This window comes from Bradyrhizobium sp. USDA3516, assembly GCF_057651995.1.
On sequence record NZ_JBYGYN010000012.1, the window covers coordinates 144,570 to 164,540 of the forward strand.

General features: G+C 65.7%; 16 protein-coding genes. 4 read left to right on the plus strand and 12 right to left on the minus strand.

Translation table 11 applies throughout. The features are described 5' to 3' along the window. Positions 1-105: 105 nt before the first annotated feature. From AC24YW_RS31390 to AC24YW_RS31400, 3 genes are read left to right on the plus strand one after another with little or no spacing between them, the layout of a single operon-like run. On the plus strand, positions 106-588 hold the full coding sequence (locus AC24YW_RS31390; RefSeq protein WP_487486345.1) for a MarR family winged helix-turn-helix transcriptional regulator: 483 nt from the start codon (positions 106-108) through the stop codon (positions 586-588). Then, positions 581-1,744, plus strand: a complete 1,164-nt coding sequence (locus tag AC24YW_RS31395) for an HlyD family secretion protein (protein ID WP_487486346.1) — start codon at positions 581-583, stop codon at positions 1,742-1,744. Before AC24YW_RS31390 ends, AC24YW_RS31395 begins: the two co-directional genes overlap by 8 nt. Before the next feature lie 17 nt (positions 1,745-1,761). Next, on the plus strand, positions 1,762-3,318 hold the full coding sequence (locus tag AC24YW_RS31400; protein ID WP_487486347.1) for an MDR family MFS transporter: 1,557 nt from the start codon (positions 1,762-1,764) through the stop codon (positions 3,316-3,318). 169 nt (positions 3,319-3,487) lie between these two features. Here the strand turns inward: AC24YW_RS31400 and AC24YW_RS31405 are convergent, their stop codons facing one another. From AC24YW_RS31405 to pcaF, 6 genes are all read right to left on the minus strand, one after another. Next, a complete protein-coding gene (locus tag AC24YW_RS31405; protein WP_487486348.1) occupies positions 3,488-4,552 on the minus strand; it encodes a phosphotransferase in 1,065 nt (354 codons plus the stop codon). 70 nt (positions 4,553-4,622) lie between these two features. After that, on the minus strand, positions 4,623-6,311 hold the full coding sequence (locus tag AC24YW_RS31410) for a methyl-accepting chemotaxis protein (RefSeq protein WP_487486349.1): 1,689 nt from the start codon (positions 6,309-6,311) through the stop codon (positions 4,623-4,625). Positions 6,312-6,572: 261 nt separating this feature from the next. Beyond that, positions 6,573-7,175, minus strand: a complete 603-nt coding sequence (gene pcaG, locus AC24YW_RS31415) for a protocatechuate 3,4-dioxygenase subunit alpha (protein ID WP_487486350.1) — start codon at positions 7,173-7,175, stop codon at positions 6,573-6,575. After that, positions 7,176-7,877 carry a protocatechuate 3,4-dioxygenase subunit beta gene (pcaH, locus tag AC24YW_RS31420; RefSeq protein ID WP_487486351.1) on the minus strand — a complete coding sequence of 234 codons (702 nt, stop codon included), beginning with the start codon at positions 7,875-7,877 and terminating at the stop codon, positions 7,176-7,178. It abuts the gene before it with no gap. 122 nt (positions 7,878-7,999) lie between these two features. Beyond that, complete coding sequence (locus AC24YW_RS31425; protein WP_487486352.1) at positions 8,000-8,893, minus strand: dioxygenase family protein; 894 nt, start codon at positions 8,891-8,893, stop codon at positions 8,000-8,002. 151 nt (positions 8,894-9,044) lie between these two features. Further along, the gene (pcaF, locus tag AC24YW_RS31430) at positions 9,045-10,253 is read right to left on the minus strand and encodes a 3-oxoadipyl-CoA thiolase (protein WP_487486353.1); all 1,209 of its coding nucleotides are present in this window, start codon (positions 10,251-10,253) and stop codon (positions 9,045-9,047) included. A 318-nt stretch (positions 10,254-10,571) separates the two neighbouring features. Here pcaF and mutS point away from each other — a divergent pair, with 318 nt between their 5' ends. Beyond that, positions 10,572-13,310: a DNA mismatch repair protein MutS gene (mutS, locus tag AC24YW_RS31435; RefSeq protein ID WP_487486354.1), complete on the plus strand. Its 2,739-nt coding sequence runs from the start codon at positions 10,572-10,574 to the stop codon at positions 13,308-13,310. A 115-nt stretch (positions 13,311-13,425) separates the two neighbouring features. Here mutS and AC24YW_RS31440 read toward each other — a convergent pair whose 3' ends face one another. The 6 genes from AC24YW_RS31440 to AC24YW_RS31465 form a co-directional block, all read right to left on the minus strand. Continuing rightward, positions 13,426-15,102 (minus strand): methyl-accepting chemotaxis protein, encoded by a 1,677-nt coding sequence (locus AC24YW_RS31440; protein ID WP_487486355.1) that lies wholly within the window; start codon positions 15,100-15,102, stop codon positions 13,426-13,428. Positions 15,103-15,498: 396 nt separating this feature from the next. Further along, positions 15,499-16,308, minus strand: coding sequence for a hypothetical protein (locus AC24YW_RS31445; RefSeq protein WP_487486356.1), 810 nt, complete (start codon positions 16,306-16,308; stop codon positions 15,499-15,501). A 204-nt stretch (positions 16,309-16,512) separates the two neighbouring features. After that, positions 16,513-17,022, minus strand: a complete 510-nt coding sequence (locus tag AC24YW_RS31450) for an OsmC family protein (RefSeq protein WP_487486357.1) — start codon at positions 17,020-17,022, stop codon at positions 16,513-16,515. 55 nt (positions 17,023-17,077) lie between these two features. Then, positions 17,078-17,863 carry an ABC transporter ATP-binding protein gene (locus AC24YW_RS31455; protein ID WP_487486358.1) on the minus strand — a complete coding sequence of 262 codons (786 nt, stop codon included), beginning with the start codon at positions 17,861-17,863 and terminating at the stop codon, positions 17,078-17,080. A gap of 4 nt (positions 17,864-17,867) precedes the next feature. Continuing rightward, positions 17,868-18,713 carry an ABC transporter permease gene (locus AC24YW_RS31460; RefSeq protein ID WP_487486464.1) on the minus strand — a complete coding sequence of 282 codons (846 nt, stop codon included), beginning with the start codon at positions 18,711-18,713 and terminating at the stop codon, positions 17,868-17,870. A 210-nt stretch (positions 18,714-18,923) separates the two neighbouring features. Then, positions 18,924-19,895, minus strand: a complete 972-nt coding sequence (locus tag AC24YW_RS31465; protein WP_487486359.1) for an aliphatic sulfonate ABC transporter substrate-binding protein — start codon at positions 19,893-19,895, stop codon at positions 18,924-18,926. Positions 19,896-19,971 lie beyond the last annotated feature (76 nt).

Here is a 19,971-nt window from a genome sequence, read left to right on the forward strand (position 1 = left end):
CCGCCCGGCTGTCAGCCATGCTTCTCCCGCGGGACAGCGTCGCGCGACGGGGCCGTGAAATAATCGTAAGCTTGCTTATTATATCCAAGCTCATTGGAGACGCTCATGACCCGCGGGTCGGTCGACCAGAATTTCCTGTTCACGCTCGCCGAGCTCTACCGCCTCTTGCGCGTCTATGCCGACAAGGAGGCCTCGCGCTTCGGCATCACCCGGGCGCAATGGGCGGTGCTGGCCAAGGTGGAGCGCAGCGAGGGCATGAAGCAGTCCGAGCTCGCCGAGCTCCTGGAGATGCAGCCGATCACGCTGACGCGGCTGATCGACAAGCTCTGCGACAACGACTGGATCGAGCGCCGCAGCGACGCGTCGGACCGCCGGGTCAAGCGCCTGTACCTCAAGAAGGCCGGGCGGCAGCTGCTCGGCCGCATGAGCGGCCTGAAGTCGGAGCTCACGGCGAACGCACTCGACGGCATCAATCCGGCGGATGCGCATCGCCTCCTCACCCAACTCGAGACCATCAAGGAAAACGTGCGAACCGCGATCCAGACATCAGGCGCGGAGCAAGCACGCAAGGAGCAGCGCCATGGCTGATCAGGTCGTCAAGTTCCAGCCCGAGCAGAAGAGCGACAGCGGCAAGCCGACCAAGAATGCCGGCAGCGATCCGCGCCGCCGCCTGCTGGCGGGCCTGCGCCGCTATCGCCGATTCCTGCTCCTGGTCGTGCTGCCGGCGATCGTCGCCGTCGGAGGGGTCACCTTCTATCTGCATGGGGGCCGCTATGTCGGCACCGACGATGCCTATGTCGGCGCACAGAAGGTGCTGGTGACGCCCGACATCTCCGGCAAGATCCTCAAAGTCGTCGTCAAGGAGGGCCAGTCGGTCAAGCGGGGCGACGAGCTGTTCGAGATCGACCCTGTTCCGTTCCGCCTCGCGGTCGAGGAGGCCAAGGCGCAGCTCGCGCAGGCGCGCACGACCTATGACAACCTCGTCGCCAACATCAAGATCTATGGCGACATGCTGGGCCTCGCCCAGCAGGGCATCGATCTGAAGCAGCGTGACGTCGAGCGCAAGCAGGCGCTGGTGAAGAACAATTTCGGCTCGCAGCTCGATCTCGACAACGCATCGAATGCACTCGTCACTGCCGGAGCGCAGGCGCAATACATCAAGCAGCAGCTCTCCAACGCAAAGACCCAGTTGCTCGGCAACCCTGACCTGCCGCTCGAGCAATTCCCACCCTACGCTCAGGCGAAAGCCAAGCTGGACGACGCCCAGCGCAACCTCGACCACACTGTGCTGCGTGCGCCGATGGATGGCGTGGCGACGCAGGTCGAGCAGATCCAGCTCGGCCGCTATGTGCCTGCCGGCACGCCGGTGTTTTCCATCATCGACGTCGCGCATCCCTGGGTGGACGCCAATCCGAAGGAGAGCGATCTCACCTATGTCACCGAAGGCCAGCCGGTCACGCTCGAGGTCGACGCGTTCCCGAACCATGTCTTCAAGGGCAGGATCGGCTCGCTCTCGCCCGGCACCGGCGCGCAATTCGCGATCCTGCCGCCGCAAAATGCCACCGGCAATTTCGTCAAGGTGGTGCAGCGCGTGCCGATCCGCATCTATTTCGACGAGACCGACAAATATGTGCGGAAGCTGAAAGCCGGCATGAGCGTCTACGCGACCATCGACACCGGTCACAAGCGCACGCTCGCCGGCCTGCTCGGCCTGTCGGCCACCGCCGGCCAGGACCAAGACTAAGAACAAGGACCGATCGGATGTCCGATGCCAGTGCCAGCCTGATGGTCCCCGGCCTGCGCCGGAACATGGTGACGATCTGCGCCATGACCGCGACCATCATGCAGGCGCTGGACACCACCATCGCCAACGTCGCCCTGCCTTACATGCAGGGCAGCCTGTCGGCTTCGCAGGACCAGATCAACTGGGTGCTGACCTCCTACATCGTCGCCGCGGCGATCATGACGGCGCCGGTGGGCTGGATCGCCAACCGCTTCGGCCGCAAGCGCATCTTCATCATCTGCGCGGCCGGCTTCACCATGGCCTCGGTGCTGTGCGGCCTCGCGCAGGACATCAACCAGATGGTGCTGTACCGCCTGCTGCAAGGCGTGTTCGGCGCCGCCCTGGTGCCGCTGTCGCAATCGGTCATGCTCGACTATTACACGCTCCAGGAGCGCGCCAAGGCGATGGCGATCTGGGGCATGGGCGTGATGATGGGCCCGATCATGGGACCCTCGCTGGGGGCCTGGCTCACCGAGACCTATTCCTGGCACTGGGTGTTCTTCGTCAACCTGCCGTTCGGCGCCATCACCGTGCTCGGGCTGATCGTCTTCATGGACGAGACCGAGAAGAACCTCAGCCTCAGATTCGACTGGTTCGGTTTCGCCGCGCTGGCGGTCGCGATCGGCGCGCTGCAGCTCGCACTCGACCGCGGCGAGCAATTGGGCTGGCTGGAATCGAACGAGATCCTCGCCGAGTTCATCGTCTCGGCCGTCGCGCTCTATTTCTTCCTCGCGCATTCCTTCACGACATCGACCCCGTTCATCCGCTTCGCCCTGTTCCGCGACCGCAACTTCGTCACCGGTTGCCTGTTCATGATCGTGATGGGGCTCGTCCTGTTCTCGACCATGGCGCTGGCCTCGCCCTACATGCAGAACGTGATCGGCTATCCCATCATCACCGCCGGCCTGCTGCTGGCGACCCGCGGCATCGGGACCTTCTTCGCCATGATGCTGGTCGGCCGCATGATGCGTTACTTCGAGGCGCGCACGCTGATCATCTCCGGCCTGACGCTGACGGCGGGCTCGCTGTTCCAGATGACCGGCTGGACCGATATGACCCAGGTGCCGGAGATCGTCACCGTCAGCGTCATCCAGGGTTTTGGCTTCGGCCTCGTCTTCGTGCCGCTCTCGACCGTTGCGTTTCTGACGCTGGCGAACGAGCTGCGCACCGACGGCACCGCGATGCTGACCCTGATGCGCAACGTCGCGAGCTCGGTCGGCATTTCCGTGGTCATCGCCGAGCTGTCGCAGGGCACGCGCCGAACCTATGCGATCCTCTCCGAGCACGTCAATCCGTTCAACCACGCGCTGCAGATGCCCGGTGTCAGCGGGCTGATCAATCTGTCCACCGACACCGGCCGCGCCATGGCCGACCGGATGGTCAGCGTGCAGGCGCAGATCATCGCCTTCGCGCACGACTACCAGCTGGTGATGCTCTTCATCCTCTGCACCATCCCGCTCGCTTTGCTGATCGGCTCGACCAAGGCCACGCTGCGCAAGCAGGCGGCGGGGCCGGAGCATGCGGTGATGGAGTAGAGCGGTTCGCGCGATCTCGTGTCCCGGGCGCGGTGCAGTGCCATAGCGCGCCGAAGACGCGCGTGAACGCGCTTACGGCGATGCGCCGCAGAACCGGGACCCATTCTGCTGTCGATCTGGGCCCCGGCTCAGCAGCGCATCACTGCGTGCTGCGCCGGGGCACGAGAGATCATCCCAACAGCTCCTCGCAGCCCAAATCGTCCACGGCCGCAAACGCCCGCTCCAGATTGTTCCACCAGATCACCGGCGGGATGTTGATGCTCCACTGCCGGACCGGCCGCGTGATCTGCCAGAGCACCGCCCAGCGGTAGTCGCGGTCGAGCGCGCCGCGCGTGTAGCCGGTGACGCCGCTCTCGACCAGCGTGTCGTGGTAGAGATTGAGCAGCAGCCGTTCGAGCGCCTGCCGGCGTTCCGGATACCAATGCATTGCCATCATGTAGGCGAGGTCGTCGGCCGGAACGTCGATGTTCCAAAGATCGAAATCGAAGATGCGCACGGTGTCGGCGACGCCCGGGCGGGGCAGCAGGAAATTCCAGACATGGGCGTCCCCATGCGTGATGCTGAGGTGGCGGCGTGAATGGTAACGCTGGGACAGCCGCTCCGACTGATCGATGAGCCGGCGGTAGATATTTCGCCGCTCTTCGCTGAGGCGGTCGCCGAGAAGATCGGCAAAGCGGTCATAGTGACCCGCAAACGTCTCCATGTGTTGCGCGCTGTCCTCCACGCTCGCCCAGGTGCCGACGGTGTCGCCGAGGCTCGGATGGTCCCACCAGGCTGCATGCCAGCGGGCCAGCGTGGTGACGACGGCGAACGTCTGCTCGCGCGACGGCGGCACCGGCCAGGTTGTCGCGATCTCATGGCTGTCGGTGAGATCCTCCAGCAGCAGATGCCAGGCAAGGCTGTCCTCGTCGAAATGCCCGTCAAAGCAGCGCGGCACGAGCCCTGGCGGCATCTGCGGCACCAGCTGCGTGTAATAGTCCACCTCGCGCCGGCCGCCATTGGCGAGGCGCGTGGCGAACGCGGCATTGGGAGTCTTGAGGATCAACGACTGCGGAGCACCGGCGAATTCACCGACATAGCGCAGCCCGAGCCTGACGATGTGCGACACCACGGTGTCGCGCTGGTGCAGCACCGTGACCTCGCGCACGGCGCCTGCATCCAGCGCGCCGCCCCGGCGCAGCGCGGCCGTCAGTCGGGCGGGCTCAACGACCGCCGGCAATTGTGGAGATGTCATGAACCACGATGCCCCTGTCCCGCGTCATACTGCACGATCACGTGCCCGGGCACCAGCGGCTGCCGCTGGCTCAGGCCGCGGCGGTCGAGTCGCGGACGGTCCGCACCACGACCGAGCGCAGTTGCTCCAGATTAGCCGCCATGCCGGTGATCGCCTGCCTCACATCCGCGGCGCGCTGGTTGACGGAGGCAGCGTCACGGCTGACGTCGCCGATCTTGGTCGAGACCTCCTGTGCGGCGGAGGCCGATTCGGAAATCGACCGCGTGATCTCCCGGGTCGCGGCATCCTGCTGTTCCATCGCGGCAGCGACCGAAGTCGCCACGCCGTCGATCTCGATGATGTGGCCTCCCATGGCCTCGACGGCGTCGACCGCGGCCTGCGTCGAGGCCTGGATCTCGGCAATCAGCCGGCCGATCTCCTCGGTGGACTTGGCGGTCTGGTCGGACAGGGATTTCACCTCGGCGGCAACCACCGCAAAGCCGCGGCCGGCCTCGCCGGCGCGCGCCGCCTCGATCGTCGCGTTGAGCGCGAGGAGGTTGGTCTGGCCTGCGATGCCGCCGATGAGGTCGGAGACCTCCGCGATCTTCTTCACCGATCCGGCCAGGGCCTGAATGGTCGAACGCGCCTGCTCGCGGCCGGCGACCGCCGATTTGGTGACGGTGCTGGTCCGCGCGACCTGGCTCGTGATCTCGCGGATCGAGGCGCTCAGTTCTTCGGCCGCAGCCGAAACGGCCTGCGAGCTGCCGAGCGCCTGCGTCGAGGCCGCCGCGACCGCCTGCGACTGCGCAGAGAGCGACTTTGCGATTTCAGAGAGGCCGGAGGCGGCTTGCTCCACCCCCTGCGTCGCCGCAGTCGCGGTATCGACCGAGCGGCCGGTCTCGCGCTCGACCGTTTCCGCCATCTGGTGCAGGGCGGAGCGCTTGGCGAGCGCCGCCGCCTGCTCCTGCTGCAATTGCTCCTCGCGCAGACGGGAATTCTCGACCGCCGCCTGCTTGAACACCAGAAGCGCGCCCGCCATCGAGCCGACCTCGTCCTGGCGCTGCGCGAACGGAATGTCGGCGGCAAGATCGCCGGTCGCGAGCTTCTGCATCGTGTCGGTCATGCGCACGATCGGGCGCACCACGCCGAGGGCAACACCCAACAGACCGGCGGTAACGAAGGCGAGGACGGCGACGGAGACGCCGAGGAGGATATATAGCATCGCTCTGTCGCGGTCCGCGGCCAGCTTCTCCATCGCGGCATTCTGCTTGTTGGCACTCTCGACGATGGTGTCGATGACCGCACGGTGCGCCGTATAGGCCTCCTTGAGCTGCGCATAGGCGCGCTCGGAAGCCGACGTGTCCTTGGCCTTGAGGGCGGGCAGAAGCTGATCCGACGCCTTCCAGAATTTCTGGACCTCCGCATCGGATTTCGACACCAGCGCGGTCTTGAGGTCGGCCGAGAGGCTGGAGGAGACCCAGAACGCCTTGCGCTCGTCGTAATCCTTGCGGAGCTGGACCAGCCGTTCGCCGTGGGCCGCCAGCTGGTCCGGCTCGCGCATGGCCAGCGTCGCCTCGAGATAAGCTTCGATGATGTATTCGGGCGGCGGCAGGATGTCGGCGATGAGGTCGTTGCCGAGCTTGATGTCGGAATAGAGCGGACCGCCGACCTTGAGCTCTTTTAGGGCGTACAGGCTGGTCGACACAACGGCGGCGAAACCAATGGCGAGAACGACGCCGAACGCGACGATCGCAGAGGACAAGGACAGACGAAATTTCATGAAACAATCCAGGTCGGCGTCGAAACTGCGGCCACCCTAGACGACTACGGTAAATACGGAATTGCTTTGCGCCGGAATTGTATTTCACGAAGCCCGCATAAGTACGGGAATTGAGTGTCAAGTCGTCGGTATTGAGTCAGCGAGGCTGACGCACAAAGGCGCAAAAGGAACGTTGGAGTCCGATGGGGCAGCAGCGTCGGCTCCGGTGCGCGGAATGAGATATGCGTGCCGAGGAGCAGGCCTCCCCGGCACGCCTCGCCTTCACACGTCGAAGAACACCGTTTCTTTGTCGCCCTGCAGGTGCAGGTCGAGCCGGTAAACCGGCTTGCCGGCCTCGCGAACCGCAGTGAGCGTGGCGCGGCGGTCGGCAGGCACCAGCGCCAGCACGGGATCGGCAGCATTGCCGGCCTCGTCGTTGAAATAGATGCGGGTGTAGAGATGCCTGAGCATGCCGCGGCCAAACACCGCAAGCAGGATGTGCGGCGCCTGCGGCTTGCCAGCGGGATCCGGCACCGCGCCCGGCCTGATCGTCTCAAAGGAATAGTTGCCGTCCTTGTCGGTGCCGCAGCGGGCAAAGCCGCGGAAGCTTGCATTCGGCAGCGCGCGCTTGTCCTGGGGATCGGCGAAGCGGCCCTGCGCGTCCGCCTGCCAGATCTCCAGCATGGCATCCGGCACGGCAACGCCATCGCCGTCGAACACCTTGCCCTCGATGCGGATACGGTCGCCTGAAACGTCCGGGGTCAGCGTCGAATTGGTGAACGCGTCGTTCCAGGCGTACTCGCCGGTCGGCGTCAGGCCGTATTTGAAGAATGGACCGACCGTCTGCGATGGGGTGATCCCGTCGGGCTTCGCGGACTCTTGCACTTAATGGTTCTCCATGGGGGTGGCGTCCTTACCGCGCAGCACGATGTCGAAGCGGTAGCACAGCGCCCATTCGGGCTGGGTATTCTCCAGGTCGAACGACGAAACCATCCGCGCCCGCGCCTTCTCGTCCGGCACCGAGTTGAAGATCGGGTCGAACGGGAACAGGGGATCGTTCGGGAAATACATCTGCGTCACGAGGCGCGTGACGAAGGAATGGCCGAACACCGACAGATGGATGTGCGCAGGCCGCCAGGCGTTGTGGTGATTGCCCCAAGGGTAGGCGCCGGGCTTGATCGTGACGAAGCGATAATAGCCGGACACATCGCTCACGGTGCGGCCCGCGCCGGTGAAATTCGGATCGAGCGGCGCCGGATGCTGATCGCGGACGTGGACATAGCGGCCGCAGGAATTGGCCTGCCAGATCTCGACCAGCGAGTTGGGCACGCCGCGGCCGTCCTCGTCGCGCACATGGCCGTGCACGATGATGCGCTCGCCGATCGGCTCGCCGCTATGCTGGGTGGTCAGATCGTTGTCGCCCTGGCGCACGGTCTCGTGGCCGTAGACCGGACCGGTCAGCTCCGACAGCGTATGGGGCATCGGGATCAAGGGCTTGTGCGGGGCGCGCTTGATCGAGCTCTTGTAGTCGGGCGACAGCGGCAGCGGATGCGCCGCGTTGCTGCCGGTGGGATAGATGAATGTCATTGGCGATCTCCTCCCCGGCCATCATGGTCCGGCCGGTCAACGCTTTCGCCAATCATTATAGGATATAACTAATTTGGGAAAGCCGGTTTAGCGGCGTTCCCGCGCATGGCAGCCGGCCGCTGCTACCTGATCGGCGCACGCGGAAGCACCGCCTCCCCGGCCTCGAGCCGGTAGGTATGGTCGAGCGAATACCAGGGCAGCGAGGCGTCCTTCGCCGTCGGATGCGGGGTATCGTGGCGCACGAATTTGCCGATCAGCGCCTGCGTCACACCAAACTGCACGTCGCTGTCGATGTGGGGATCGTTGGGATCGTATACCTGCGAGATCAGCACCTTGAATCCTGGCTTGAATATCAGGGCGTGCAGATGCGCGGGACGATAGGGGTGGCGGCCCTGCGCCGCGAGCAGGCGGCCGACGACACCATCGGTTGGAATGGGATAGCCGACCATCATCACCGAGCGGAAGGAAAAGCGCCCCTCGGAATCGGTCGTGAACTTGCCGCGCAGGTTCATGTCGGCCTGCTCGGGGTCCTGGTTCTCGTAGAGGCCGACCGGCGAGGCGTGCCAGACATCGACCTCGGCCCCCGCGACGGGCCGGCCGTCCTTATCGACGACGCGGCCGCTGACGAACAGCGTGGCGCCCGGCGTCTCCGAGCGCACGATCGATCCGCCATTCTCGACCCGGGGCGAATTCAACCGCCAGAACGGCCCGAGCAATGAATGATCAGTCTCCGTATTGCCCTGATCGCCATTGTTGAGCAGGCACACCAGCGAGGAGACGCCGAGCGACCCCGCCATCAACACGACTTCGTTGTGCGTGTCGGTGGTCAGCTTGCCGAGCTCGGCCACGATCGCCGTGGCATCGCGGAATTCCTTCTCGGTCAGCCTGACATCGCGGACGAAGGCGTGCAAATGCTTGACCAGGGCGACCATGATCTCGCGCAGCCGCGGATCGGATGTCCGCTCCATCACCGCCAGGGCTGCGGCCGTGACGTCCTTCTCGCGCTCGATGATCATGGGACGATCCTCTCACCTTTCGTCATGGCCGGGCTTGTCCCGGCCATCCACGACCTTCTCAGAGCACCAAAAACGTGGATGCCCGGGACAAGCCCGGGCATGACGAGTCCTGGGCACCGAACCACGGGATGACGGGACGCTGCGCGTCCCGTCAATTCACCTTCTCGATCGCAACCGCGACGCCCTGGCCGACACCGACGCACATGGTGGCGAGCGCGAGCTTGCCGCCGCGCTTCTCCATGCCGTGCACGGCGGTGAGCGCGAGGCGGGCGCCGCTCATGCCGAGTGGATGGCCGAGCGCGATGGCGCCGCCATGCGGATTGACGAAATCGGCGTCATCGGCGACGCCGAGCTGGCGCATGCAGGCAATGCCCTGCGAGGCGAAAGCTTCGTTCAGCTCGATCAGGTCGAAATCGCTGATCTTCTTAGCCAGCCGTTCCATCAGCTTGCGGGTCGCGGGCACCGGGCCGATGCCCATGATCCGCGGCGGCACGCCAGCCGAGGCGAGACCGAGGATGCGGGCTCGCGGCGTCAGGCCGTGCTTCCTGACCGCGGCCTCCGAGGCCAGGATCATGGCGGCGGCGCCGTCATTGACGCCGGAGGCGTTGCCGGCGGTCACAGTGCCGGGATTGCGCACGATCGGCTTCAGCTTGGCGAGACCTTCCAGCGTGGTCTCGGGGCGCGGATGCTCGTCCTTGTCGACGGTGACGGGGCCGGCCTTGCCGCCGGGAATGGTGATCGGCGTGATTTCTTCCGCAAAATAACCGGCCGCGATCGCGGCGCCTGCGCGCTGCTGCGAGCGGATGGCGAAGGCATCCTGATCGGCGCGCGAGACCTGGAATTCCTCGGCGACGTTCTCGCCGGTCTCCGGCATGGCGTCGACGCCGTACTGCGCCTTCAGCAGCGGATTGATGAAGCGCCAGCCGATCGTGGTGTCGAAGATCTCGGCCGAGCGCGAGAAGGCTTCCTGCGCCTTGCCCATCACGAACGGCGCGCGGGTCATCGATTCGACGCCGCCGGCAATGGCAAGCTCGATCTCGCCGGAACGAATGGCGCGGCCCGCGGCGCCGACCGCATCAAGACCCGAGGCGCAGAGCCGGTTCAGGGTCTGGCCGGGAACCGAATCCGGCAGGCCCGCCAGCAGCAGCGCCATGCGCGCGACATTGCGATTGTCCTCGCCGGCCTGGTTGGCGCAGCCGAAGAACACCTCGTCCACCTGCGCCCAGTCGAGATTGGGGTGTTTTGCCATCAGCGCCTTGATCGGGGCGGCGGCGAGATCGTCGGCGCGCACCTTGGCGAGCGAGCCGCCGAAACGGCCGATCGGGGTCCGCACGGCATCGCAGATAAAGACGTCACGCATCGTTGTTCTCCCTGAATGCCGCGATCCGGCCAAATTCTTCAATGTCGGCGGAGTTTTAGGAGGGCGCCCGCGGCAGGTCAATTGACGGTTTCGCGGGGCAGACGTCATTCCGGGGCGCGCCATTTGGCGCGAACCCGGAATCCATTTGTCGGCGTGACGTGCGGCTCGATGGATTCCGGGCCTGCGCCTCCCGGCGCATCCCGGAATGACGACCGAGAATGTGGCGCCATGTCCCGCTACACGGACAACGTGGAAAACCTCGCCGCTCCGGCCAAAGCGATAGGAGCAGATGCCGAAATTTTGTAGGTTGCGCCGCCCATGACGATGCAACAGCCGATACAAGTTCCGCCCGCCGACGACACGCCCGCGCCGCAGGCCGAGGCTGCCGCGCGCGTCACGCCGATGATGGAGCAGTATCTGGAGATCAAGGCGGCGCATCAAGGCTTGCTGCTGTTCTACCGGATGGGCGACTTCTACGAGCTGTTCTTCGAGGACGCCGAGATCGCTTCAAAGACGCTCGGCATCGTCCTGACCAAGCGCGGCAAGCACCAGGGCGCCGACATTCCGATGTGCGGCGTGCCGGTCGAGCGCTCAGAGGATTATCTGCATCGTCTCATCAACGCCGGGCACCGGGTCGCGGTGTGCGAGCAGACCGAGGATCCTGCGGCAGCGAAAGCGCGCGGCAACAAGAGCGTGGTGCGCCGCGGCGTGGTGCGGCTGGTGACGCCGGGCACGCTGACCGAGGACACGCTGCTGGATGCGCGTGCCAACAATTACCTGCTGGCGATCGCGCGCGCCCGTTCCAGCGCCGGCGGCGACCGCTTCGGCCTTGCCTGGATCGACATCTCGACGGCCGAATTCATGGTCACCGAGGTCTCCGGCGGCGAGCTCGCCGCGACGCTGGCGCGCATCAACCCGAACGAGGCGATCGTCACCGACGCGCTCTTTGGCGACAACGAGCTCGGCCAGATCCTGCGCGAACTGCCGGCCGTGACGCCGCTGACCCGCGACGTCTTCGACGGCGCCACCGCCGAGAAGCGCCTGTGCGACTATTTTGCCGTCGCGACCATGGACGGGCTGGCGCAGCTGACGCGCCTGGAGGCCACCGCGGCGGCCGCCGCCGTCACCTATGTCGACCGCACCCAGGTCGGCAAGCATCCGCCGCTGTCGCCGCCCGCGCGCGAGGCTTCGGGCGCCACCATGGCGATCGACCCGGCAACGCGCGCCAATCTCGAGCTGACGCGCACGCTCGCCGGCGAGCGCCGCGGCTCGCTGCTCGACGCCATCGACTGCACCGTGACCTCGGCCGGCTCCCGCCTGCTGGCGCAGCGTCTGGCCGCGCCGCTGACCGATGCGCCGGCGATCGCGCGGCGGCTAAACGCAGTGAGCGCCTTCGTGGCCGATTCCGCCGCGCGCGAGGACATCCGCAGCATCCTGCGCGGCGCGCCCGACATGTCGCGCGCTTTGGCTCGGCTCTCGGTCGGCCGCGGCGGGCCGCGCGACCTCGCCGGCATCCGCGACGGCATCATCGCCGCCGACCAGGTGCTGACTCGGCTCTCCGAAATAGATCAGCCGCCGCAGGAAATCGCGGCGGTGATGGCGGCGCTGCAAAGGCCGTCGCGCGCCCTCGCAGCCGAGTTCGCCAGCGCCCTCGACGAGCAGCTGCCGCTGATCAAGCGCGACGGCGGCTTCGTCCGCCAGGGCTACGAACCCGCGCTCGACGAAGCGCGCAACCTGCGCGACGCCTCGCGTCTGGTCGTGGCTTCGATGCAGGCCCGTTACGCCGACCAAACCGGCGTGAAGGGCCTCAAGATCCGGCACAACAACGTGCTCGGCTATTTCGTCGAGGTCACCGCCCAGCACGGCGACAAGCTGATGTCGCCGCCGCTGAACGCGACCTTCATCCATCGCCAGACGCTGGCGGGGCAGGTGCGCTTCACGACGTCCGAGCTAGGGGAGATCGAGGCCAAGATCGCCAATGCCGGCGACCGTGCGCTCGGCCTCGAGCTCGAGATCTTCGAGCGGCTCTGCGCCAAGGCGCTCGCGATCAGCGACGATCTGCGCGGCGCAGCGCAAGGCTTTGCGCTGCTCGACGTTGCGACGTCGCTGGCCAGGCTCGCCGTCGACCAGAACTATGTACGGCCCGAGGTCGACGGCTCGCTCAGCTTTGCCATCGAGGCCGGCCGCCATCCCGTGGTCGAGCAGGCGCTCAAGCGCAACGGCGAGCCGTTCATCGCCAATGCCTGCGACCTGTCGCCTGCGCCGGCGCAGAAGTCAGGCCAGCTCTGGCTGCTCACCGGTCCCAACATGGCCGGTAAATCGACCTTCCTGCGCCAGAACGCGCTGATTGCGTTGATGGCGCAGATCGGCAGCTTCGTGCCGGCCACGCGCGCGCGGATCGGCATCGTCGACCGCCTGTTCTCGCGCGTCGGCGCCGCCGACGATCTCGCCCGCGGCCGCTCCACCTTCATGGTGGAGATGGTCGAGACCGCGGCGATCCTGAACCAGGCCGGGGAGCGCTCGCTCGTCATCCTCGACGAGATCGGCCGCGGCACCGCGACCTTCGACGGCCTCTCGATCGCCTGGGCCGCGATCGAGCATCTGCACGAGAGCAATCGCTGCCGGACCCTGTTCGCGACGCATTATCACGAGCTGACCGCACTCGCGGCCAAGCTGCCGCGGATGTTCAATGCGACGGTGCGGGTCAAGGAATGGCAGGGCAACGTCGTGTTCCTGCACGAGGTGCTGCCGGGCTCGGCCGACCGCTCCTACGGCATCCAGGTGGCGAAGCACGCGGGCCTGCCGCCGGCGGTGATCACACGCGCCAAATCGGTGCTGTCGAAGCTGGAAGCACAGGACCGCGGCCAGCCCGCGCGAGCGCTGGTCGACGATCTGCCGCTGTTCGCAGTGCCCTCGCGCGCCGCCACGGAGGCCGCGCCGCCGAGCGAAGCGGAGCTGCTGGTGGAGGCGGTGAAGGCGCTACACCCGGACGAGATGTCGCCGCGCGAGGCGCTCGATGCGCTGTACGCGCTGAAGGCGAAACTGCCGAAGCAGTAGCGATGCCGTAGGGTGGGCAAAGCGCAGCGTGCCCACCATGCAAATGCGAAATTCGCGGAAGGATGGTGGGCGCGGCGCGCCAAGTGCGCGCCTTTGCCCACCCTACGATTCCCGCCTACCCCCGCGCCGCAATCGCCGCGGCTTCCGCGGCCGCGCGCTGCATGCTGGTCGACATCTCGTTGGTCACCGTGCTCTGCTCCTCGATCGCCGCGGCGGTCGAGGTCACGTACTCGCTGACATTGTTGATGGCCTGCTTGATCGAGCCGAGTGCGCTGACGACGTCGCCGGAGATGCTGTTGAGGCTGCCGATCTCCTGGCCGATCTTGTCGGTCGCCTGCTTGGCCTGGTTGGCGAGGCTCTTGACCTCGGAAGCGACCACCGCGAAGCCGCGGCCGGCCTCGCCCGCGCGTGCCGATTCGATCGTGGCGTTGAGCGCGAGCAGGTTGATCTGCCCGGTGATGTTGTTGATCATCTCGACGATGCCGCTCATCGCCTGCGCGGCCTCGGTGAGACGCTGGGCCTGCGCGTCGGCGGCGCCGACCTGCTCGACCGCGCCCATCGCGGTTTCGCGCGATTTGGTCATGGCCTCGGAGATCTCCCGCACCGAGGCGTTGAGCTCTTCGGAGCCGGCGGCGACCGATTCCATCATGCCGCGCACGCGCTCGTTGCCCATGCGGACCAGGACCTGCTTGGTGACGTCGGTGGCGTATTTCACCACCTTGAACGGCTTGCCGTTGAGATCGAGGATCGGATTGTAGGAAGCCTGGATGTAGACCTCCTTGCCGCCCTTGCCGATCCGCTTGTATTCGGCCGCCTGGTACTGGCCGCGATTGAGCGCGGCCCAGAACTCGCGATAGGCGCCGCCGTCGCGCTCGGCGGGCTCGACGAACATGCTGTGATGCCGGCCCTTGATCTCGGCCAGCGAATAGCCGAGCGCGCCGAGGAAGTTGGCGTTCGCGGTGATGATCGTGCCGTCCATGTTGAACTCGATCACGGCCTGGGCCTTGTCGATCGCCGCGATCTGGCCGGCGAGATCAGCATTCTTCAGCTTCTCCGCGGTGACGTCGGTCGCGAACTTGACGACGCCGTAGGGCTTGCCGTTTTCGTCGAGCAACGGATTGTAGGAGGCGAGGATCCAGACCTCGCGGCCGCCCTTGCCGATGCGCTTGAACTCGCCGGCCTGATAGTCGCCGCGGTTGAGCGCGGCCCAGAATTCACGATAGGCCGCGCTGTTACGATCGGCGTCGGCCACGAACAGGCTGTGATGCTTGCCCTTGATCTCGTCGAGCGTGTAGCCGAGCGCCTTGCAGAAATTCTCGTTGGCCGAGACGATGGTGCCGTCGAGCTTGAACTCGATGACGGCCTGGGCGCGGCTGATGGCGGCGATCTTGGAGGCGTCCGTCATGCTGCGGATCTTCTTCTCGGTGATGTCGGTCGCAATCTTGGCGACCATCACCGTCTTGCCGTTGCCGTCGAGCACCGGATTGTAGGATGCTTCGATCCAGACCTCGTGGCCGTCCTTCGCGATCCGCTTGAACTCGCGCGCCTGATACTCGCCACGGTTCAATGCGGCCCAGAACGCCTTGTATTCGGCGCTGTCGCGCTGGTCGGCCGGCACGAACATCGAGTGATGCTTGCCCTGGATCTCCTCGAGCCGGTAGCCAAGTGCGTCGAGGAAATTCTTGTTGGCCGTGACGATCGTTCCATCAAGATTGAATTCGATCATCGCCTGCGAGCGGCCGATGGCATCGAGCCGCGCTTGTGCATCAACGGTGGACTTGCGACCGAACATCAGAAAATCTCCATCTCGAAATTGAGCCGAAGGGATATGCCCACCGGTATCAAGGAACTGATCGTGCAGCAGAGCTGACGTATTCCATTCGACGCTTCCCGCAGATCCGATAGTCTGGAAGGTCCGTTACATTTTGTACGGACAGCAGCGGAAGCGAGCAGCCTGATTCTTTACGGCAAAAGCTCGAACAAAGTTCTAATTTTACTGTCGGGAATTCGACGGGGATGAAACAGCCTGCCCGCGCGACAGCACTGGATCTCACAGCAGAACGGCACGACAGGACTTGAATTGATGGCGTTCATTCAACGGTTTGAGAAGACGCCTCGTCACTTGTTCGCCTGGCTTGAGCGAGCCACATCGACTTCTCGCGACGTCGTGGCGCAAATATCCGTAGTCTCACGGCGTCGGCCGCGCACGGCGCGAGGCGCGCCGTCCAATTCCCCACAACGTCAGATTCCAGGCCACGCAGGTTGCGAGCGCGATGCACAAGCCGACGGCGGAGCCGAACCACACGACTGCAACGTGCAGGACGGCGACGGCCATGCCAAAGCCGAGCAGGCCCCAGGCGGAGTTTGCGAGCACGGCGGCCGTCGGCGGTCCGCCGATGCGCGGATGCAGGATGACCATGATGCTGGAGAACACCACGGGAAAGAGTGCGATGATGCCGCTGATGCGCGGGCCAACCCAGCTCGATGTCGAAACCACGATGGCGACGAGGGTCGCAACCAGCGCAGCGCGCATCGGCACATCGTACCAGCGGCGCGTCACGAGCGGCATCTTCACATGGCGATAGCGCGCGAGCAGTGGAATGCAGATGCCGAACGCGATCAGGTTGGCGGCGAGGCCCGCCGCGAGCGACCAGTCGAACTGACGGATGATCGAGGCCATCCCGATCCATACCGCGAAAGCGCTTCCGCAACTCACCACGAGAGTGTGCCGCTGCGACAGCACAACGTAAGTGAGGCACATCAAGATCGTCGCCGCATTGATCGGCAGGCTCGCGAGCGCGCCTTGCGCGATGAAGGCGGCGTCATGATCGATCGCGAGAAAGACGTAGGACGGTCCGGCCGAGACCGGCAGGGTCGCGATCAGCGCGCCGATCACCGGTCCCGAGCGTTCGGTGATGATCGACGCCGTCACCACGAACGCCGCCGCGATCGCCATGCGCAGGAGTAGGAAGAGGAGGAAGTGGAGGTCGAGGGACATTCTGTCTGTCATTCCGGGGCGCGCGAAGCGCAAGCCCTGGTGCGCAATTGCGCACTGAGAATCCATAACCACAGGCCATGGTGGCTTAAGAGCTGGAGCAACGACCGTTCGAAAATCACGACGGCCTGGGGTCATGGGTCCCGGGCTCGCGCCAAGCGGCGCGCCCCGGGACGACACCAGTGGGTGGGAATGACGACCTGCGTCTTACATCCGCTGCATCGACACCGAAACCTTCGGCCCGTTCTTGATGGTCTGGTAGACCACGCAATAGCGTTCGGTGAGCTTGAGCAGCAGATCGAGCTTGTCCTGCGGCGCTGACGTGTCGACCTCGAAGCGCAGGCGGATCTCGGCGAAACCGACCGGGGTTTCCTTGTCGACGCCGAGCGTGCCTCGGAAATCGAGATCGCCCTCGGCATAGACGTTGCCGGTCTTCAAAGGCACCTCGATCGCGGTCGCCACCGATTTCAGCGTGACGCCGGCACAGGCGACCAGGGCTTCGAGCAGCATGTCGCCGGAACAGAGCTCGAGGCCGGAGCCGCCGGTCGCGGGATGGAGGCCGGCCGTTGCGATGGCGCGGCCGGTCTCGACCTTGCAGGCGATGCCGTCGCTATCGGTGGAGCCCTTGGCCTTCAGCGTGATCAGCGCAGCCTTGGGATCGGTCTTGTAGCGCTCCTTGATCGGAGCCTGCATCTGGCGCAGCTCTGCAGCGTCCATCTTGTTCTCTCCCGGACTATGATGCCTGCGGATGTACCGGCTCGCGGCGCGATTGTCACCACCACATGGCCTGACCGGGACCCTGGGTTGCGTCCCGGTCGGGCACGTTGCGGTCGAGCGAACGGTCGAGCGATGTCAGCACGCTGCGTTTGAAGTTCTCGAACAGCGGCGAATTGCGGTCGCGCGGCCGGCCGAGATTGATCTCGATCTGATCGAACAGCCGGCCCGGCCGCGGCCGCATCACCAGCACACGGTCGGCCAGCACCACGGCCTCGTCGACGTCATGCGTGACGAGGATGAGGGTCGGCCGCGTATCGGCCCAGAGGTCGAGCAGATGATCCTGCAGATCCCTGCGGGTGAAGGCATCGAGCGCGGAGAACGGCTCGTCGAGCAGCAGCACCTCCGGCTGCGGCACCAGCGCACGCGCGATCGCGACGCGCTGCGCCTGGCCGCCCGACAGCTCGCGGGGCCAGGCCTGCGCCTTGTCGGTGAGACCGACGCGCGCGAGCCCACGCGCCACTTTCTCGCGCCGCTCGGCCGCCGGCAGCTCGGCGAGGCCGAAGCCGATATTGTCGGCGACGCTGAGCCAGGGCAGAAGCCGCGGTTCCTGGAAGATGATGCCGATCTTGGCGTGGGGCGAGCCGATAGCCTCGTCGTCGAGCGTCACCGTGCCCGAGCTGGCGCGATCGAGGCCGGCAACGGCACGCAACAATGTTGATTTGCCGCAGCCGGAGCCGCCTATAATGGCAATGATCTCGCCTTGCCTGATCTCGGCCGAGAAGCGCGCCAGCGCCTCGACGCCGTTGGGATAGGTCTTGCTGACCCGGTCAAGCGCCAGCATCGCCTCAAGCTCCCTTTGCCGGCCCGAAGGCGTCCTGCCAGCGCAGGAAGGGTGCGGCGGCGAGCTCGATCAGCCAATCGGTGAGCTTGCCCAGGATGGCGAAGATGACGATCGCGGCCAGGATCTGCGCGGGCTTGCCGAGCTGCTGGCCGTCGAGCAGGAGATAGCCGAGCCCTTCGGAGGCGCCGATCAATTCGGCTGCGACCACGAACATCCAGCCGAGGCCGAGACCGACGCGCAAGGACACGACATAGGCCGGCAACACCGCCGGCAGCAGGATGCGGCGGATCATTGCGGGACCCGACAGGCGGAAGGTGCGTCCGACCTCGACGATCTTGCGATCGACCGAGAGGATCGCGCCCATGACGCCGAGATAGACCGGGAAGAACACGCCGACCGCGATCAGCGCGATCTTCGAGGTCTCGAAGATGCCGAGCCAGAGGATGAACAGCGGCACCCAGGCCAGCGAAGGGATCGCGCGCAACGCCTGCACCGTCGGATCGAGCAGCCGGCGCGCCAGCGACCAGTAACCGGAGATGGCACCTAACAGCGTACCCGCGACCACGCCGAAAGCAAAGCCGAGCGACACGCGCCACAGCGTCGCCGTGATGTGCCGGACCAGCTCGCCGGAACGGGCAAGCTCGGTGATGGTGGCAAACACGCGCGAAGGCGGCGGCACCAGGCGCCCGTTGGACCAGCCGAGCCACACCACGAGTTCCCAGCCGAGTGCGAGCGTCAGCGGCAGCAGCACGCCGAGAAGCGGCCGCGCATAACGCGCAGCGCGCGAGGGCGCAGCAGCGCTTTCGGCCGGTTCCGAAGTCTGTTGCAAGACGGGCGCGTCGGAGATCATGGTCATTAGCAAGCGCGTCTGATCGGGGAATGCAAGGGCGCCTCTTAACCCTCCCCTGGAGGGGGAGGGTCGGCCGCGATCGAGCGAAGCGAGATTGCGTGACGGGGTGGGGGTGATGCCTCCCCACGGGCACTGTTAGTGTGGAGAGATCACCCCAGCCCGCTCGCGCTTCGCGCGATCGACCCTCCCCCTCCAGGGGAGGGTAAGACATCAATTCGTCGGCAGCGGGACTTGGTCGTCGATCAGCGCATCCAGCGTCGCCTTGACGTCGACCTTGGTATCGATGACGCCGGCCTGCTGGAGCGCGAGGCCCGCGGCGAGGATCGACTCGCGCTGGGGCGCGCCGATGCGGCTGTGGGTGAGCTCGGTGCGCTCCTTGAGCTGCTTGTCGACGACCGCTTCGGGCAGCTTCGTCACCGCGATGAAGGTCTTCTTCAGCTCGTCGTAATTCGCCAGCGAATATTTCCGCGCTTCCTCGTAGACCGCGAGGACGCGGCGGGCGATTTCGGGACGATCCTTCAGGAACTGCTCGCGCACATTGAGGATGCCCCAGGTGTTGGCATCGGCCTTGCGATAGAACAGTCTAGCACCCTCCTCGACCTCGGCCTGGGCCATCATCGGATCGAGCCCGGCCCAGGCATCGACGTCACCGCGGATCAGCGCGGTCTTGCCGTCGGAATGCTGGAGCAGCACCGGCGTAATGTCCTTTTCAGTGAGGCCGGCACCGAGCAGGGCGCGCACCAGGAAGATGTGCGGATCGGTGCCGCGTGTCACCGCGACGCGTTTGCCCTTGAGGTCGGCAACGCCGGCGATCTTGGAATCCTTGGCCGTCACCAGCGCGGTCCATTCGGGGCGCGAATAGACGTAGATCGACTTGATCGGGTTGCCGTTGATGCGGGCGACCAGCGCCGCCGAGCCCGCGGTCGAGCCGAAATCGATCGAGCCGGCGTTGAGGAATTCAAGCGCCTTGTTGGAGCCGGCCGACTGCACCCAGGTGACCGTGATACCGTCCTTGGCGAACTCCTTCTCCAGCAGCCCCTTCTGCTTCAGCACCAGCGACACGGGATTGTAGGTCGCCCAGTCGATGCGGATTTCCTTGAGCGGGTCGGCCGCCTTGGCCGCTTGGGTCAATGCGAGCACCACAGCGCCCGCCAGAAGAATCATTCGTGCCATCCCAGCCATCCTCAGCCTCCTGAAAAACTTCATTGTTTTTCAATGAGTTATATCTAGAGGTCAACGAGAAAATCCGCCCTCGAAA

Bases quoted from the DNA above. Each gene is read 5' to 3' on its own strand.
- AC24YW_RS31390 (WP_487486345.1), top strand. From the start codon at position 106: ATGACCCGCGGGTCGGTCGACCAGAATTTCCTGTTCACGCTCGCCGAG.
- AC24YW_RS31395 (WP_487486346.1), top strand. From the start codon at position 581: ATGGCTGATCAGGTCGTCAAGTTCCAGCCCGAGCAGAAGAGCGACAGC.
- AC24YW_RS31400 (WP_487486347.1), top strand. From the start codon at position 1,762: ATGTCCGATGCCAGTGCCAGCCTGATGGTCCCCGGCCTGCGCCGGAAC.
- AC24YW_RS31405 (WP_487486348.1), bottom strand. From the start codon at position 4,552: ATGACATCTCCACAATTGCCGGCGGTCGTTGAGCCCGCCCGACTGACG.
- AC24YW_RS31410 (WP_487486349.1), bottom strand. From the start codon at position 6,311: ATGAAATTTCGTCTGTCCTTGTCCTCTGCGATCGTCGCGTTCGGCGTC.
- pcaH (WP_487486351.1), bottom strand. From the start codon at position 7,877: ATGACATTCATCTATCCCACCGGCAGCAACGCGGCGCATCCGCTGCCG.
- AC24YW_RS31425 (WP_487486352.1), bottom strand. From the start codon at position 8,893: ATGATCATCGAGCGCGAGAAGGACGTCACGGCCGCAGCCCTGGCGGTG.
- pcaF (WP_487486353.1), bottom strand. From the start codon at position 10,253: ATGCGTGACGTCTTTATCTGCGATGCCGTGCGGACCCCGATCGGCCGT.
- mutS (WP_487486354.1), top strand. From the start codon at position 10,572: ATGACGATGCAACAGCCGATACAAGTTCCGCCCGCCGACGACACGCCC.
- AC24YW_RS31440 (WP_487486355.1), bottom strand. From the start codon at position 15,102: ATGTTCGGTCGCAAGTCCACCGTTGATGCACAAGCGCGGCTCGATGCC.
- AC24YW_RS31445 (WP_487486356.1), bottom strand. From the start codon at position 16,308: ATGTCCCTCGACCTCCACTTCCTCCTCTTCCTACTCCTGCGCATGGCG.
- AC24YW_RS31450 (WP_487486357.1), bottom strand. From the start codon at position 17,022: ATGGACGCTGCAGAGCTGCGCCAGATGCAGGCTCCGATCAAGGAGCGC.
- AC24YW_RS31455 (WP_487486358.1), bottom strand. From the start codon at position 17,863: ATGCTGGCGCTTGACCGGGTCAGCAAGACCTATCCCAACGGCGTCGAG.
- AC24YW_RS31460 (WP_487486464.1), bottom strand. From the start codon at position 18,713: ATGATCTCCGACGCGCCCGTCTTGCAACAGACTTCGGAACCGGCCGAA.
- AC24YW_RS31465 (WP_487486359.1), bottom strand. From the start codon at position 19,895: ATGGCTGGGATGGCACGAATGATTCTTCTGGCGGGCGCTGTGGTGCTC.